The following is a 2,764-nucleotide window of genomic DNA, read 5'->3' on the forward strand; positions in this document are numbered from 1 at the left end:
CCGGACCGGTCCTAGACCAAACCCGCCGGCGGCACGCTGTGGCTGTCCGGCCGCAGCCTGATGCTGGTGCGCAAGGTCGGCCACCACATGTACACCGACGCCGTGCTGGACGCGGACGGGCAGGAGATCCCCGAAGGGTTCCTGGATGCGATGGTGACCTCGCTGATCGCGATGCACGACCTGCGCGGGTCCGGGCCGATGAAGAACAGCCGGGCCGGGTCGGTCTATATCGTGAAGCCCAAGATGCACGGGCCGGAGGAAGTCGCCCTCACCAGCGACCTGTTCGCCCGCGTGGAGGCGGTGCTGGGCCTGCCCGCCAACACGCTGAAAATGGGCATCATGGACGAGGAGCGGCGGACCTCGGCCAACCTCAAGGCCTGCATCGCCGCCGCGACGCAGCGCGTGGTGTTCATCAACACCGGGTTCCTGGACCGCACCGGCGACGAGATCCACACCTCGATCGAAGCCGGGCCGATGATCCGCAAGAACGACATGCGCGGGACGGCCTGGATCAAGGCCTATGAGGACCAGAACGTCGATATCGGCCTGGAATGCGGACTGCGCGGGAAGGCGCAGATCGGCAAGGGGATGTGGGCGGCGCCGGACCGGATGGCGGACATGCTGGCGCAGAAGATCGGCCACCCGATGGCGGGCGCGAACACCGCCTGGGTGCCGTCGCCGACCGCCGCCACGCTGCATGCGCTGCATTACCACCAGGTCTCGGTCGCGCAGCGGCAGACCGAACTGGCGTCGCGCAAGCGGGCGCCGCTGGCGGAATTGCTGACGATCCCGGTCGCCGAGGGCCAGAACTGGTCGCCCGACGACCTGCGGCAGGAACTGGACAACAACTGCCAGGGCATCCTGGGCTATGTGGTGCGCTGGATCGACCAGGGCGTCGGCTGCTCCAAGGTGCCGGACATCCACGATATCGGGCTGATGGAGGACCGGGCGACGCTGCGGATCTCCTCCCAGCACATCGCCAACTGGCTGCACCATGGCGTGGTCTCCAGGGACGAGGTGATGGCGGCGCTGAAGCGGATGGCGCTGGTGGTGGACCGGCAGAACGCGGGGGACGCGCTGTACAAGCCGATGGCGCCCGGTTACGACGGGGTGGCGTTCAAGGCGGCCTGCGACCTGGTATTCGAGGGCCGGACGCAGCCGAACGGCTATACCGAATTCATCCTGCACCGCCGGCGGCGGGAAGCGAAGGCGGCGGGGTAGCCTGCCGCGCGGGTTTCCGGGCGGCGTCTCGGGGCTTGGTTCGAGGTGAGGGGGTCGCGGTCTCTGCTTGGGCTGTGTGCTGGTGGCGCGTAAGGTGTTTCAACTTTCAACACAGATGCGCGCAGATGAACACAGATTTCGGGACGAGTCGGATTTAGAGTGCCCTTGGAAGGCCTCCGGTTTGAGACAAGGAAACCAGCGGCACGTCGGCTCCAACCTGTCCGAAATCTGTGTTCATCTGCGCGCATCCGTGCCGGTCTGTGTTAAAAAATCCCGCTCTCAGCCAACGGATTTCCAGCTTGGGACTCCGATGCATATCCAAAACGACACCGATAACCCGTTCCGCAAGGAACCGCCCGCCGTACGGGCTTCCACAGGGAAACGGAGAACACGGAGTCGTTTCTTACCCGTCCCGGCATGAATACGCGTCCCGCCACCGGCGGAGGGGGCGATCGCGCGGTATCCTGCGCTTTCGCACCCTCCGCCCACGGCCGGATCAGACGATCGCGTGGGTCAGGATGCCGTTCAGCGACGCGTTCGTGCCGGCGATCGTGGCGATCGTCGTTCCGGCTCCGCCGGCCGCCGCGCTGATCGACAGCGCCGCGCCCGAGGCGGTGTCGCTGACCGACAGGTACTGCGACAGGGTGCTGTTGGAACCGTTCCAGCTTGTCGCCGCAAGGGCCGGGCGCAGGTCCAGCACGTCGTTGACGGCCAGGATGTTGCTGGTGAAAGCATCCACCCCGTGCCCCGCCGTCGGCAGGACATAGGTGTTCTTCGACCCGGTATCCGTGATCTTCTCGGTACCGCCTGACAGGTTCAGCGAGTCGCCGGTCCCGGTGACGAACACCATGTGGTCGCCCTGGGTCGCCAGGACCGAGATCTGGCTCTGGCTGACGGTCGTGCTGGCGGTCGTCGAACCGATCGTCGCCGAGGACGGCAGCGGGTTGGTGGACGTCCCGTAGCCCGGCCAGGTCGTGCCGTTCCATTTCCACCACAGGCCGGACGTGTTCTGCTGCCAGACGTTGCCGTTCACATAGGCGATCCGCGAAACGTTGGCGGAATAGCCGGCCGCCTGGCCGTTCTTCAGGACCGTTCCGTTTGAAATCGTCCAGGTGTTCTTGCTGGCGTCGATGATCGACGACTTGGAGCCGGCCAGCACGATCGTATCGTTCGTCGATGGACCGGTCGGCACCGCCAGGGTCGTCGGCGTCGGCAGCGGGCTGGTGGCGGTGCCGTTGCCGGACCAGGAGGTGCCGTTCCACTCCCACCACAGGTTGGACGTGTTCTCATGCCAGACATTGCCGTTCACATAGGCGATCTCTGCGACATTGGCGGAGTAGCCGGCCGTCTGGCCATCCTGGTAGACGACGCCGCCCTTGACCGTCCACTGGTCGCCGTTGGCATCGGTGATCGCCGCGGCCGAACCATTCTTGACGATCGTGTCGTTGGCCGACGCGGCCGGCAGCGGGCTGGTGGCGGTGCCGTTGCCGGACCAGGAGGTGCCGTTCCACTCCCACCACAGGCCGGAGGTGTTCAGATCCCA

1 protein-coding gene and 1 pseudogene are annotated in these 2,764 nt (G+C 66.2%); one reads left to right on the forward strand and one right to left on the reverse strand.

Annotation, left to right across the window (positions count from 1 at the left end; genetic code table 11):
- Positions 1 to 15: 15 nt before the first annotated feature.
- Positions 16 to 1,221: pseudogene (locus tag VHB27_RS18755) on the forward strand (malate synthase G); the annotation flags it as partial.
- A 496-nt stretch (positions 1,222 to 1,717) separates the two neighbouring features.
- Here the strand turns inward: VHB27_RS18755 and VHB27_RS18760 are convergent.
- Positions 1,718 to 2,764, reverse strand: a 1,047-nt coding sequence (locus tag VHB27_RS18760) for a hypothetical protein (RefSeq protein WP_325603345.1), incomplete at its 5' end; no start/stop codon positions are given.

This window comes from Rhodopila sp. (assembly GCF_035548235.1).
GTDB lineage: Bacteria > Pseudomonadota > Alphaproteobacteria > Acetobacterales > Acetobacteraceae > Rhodopila.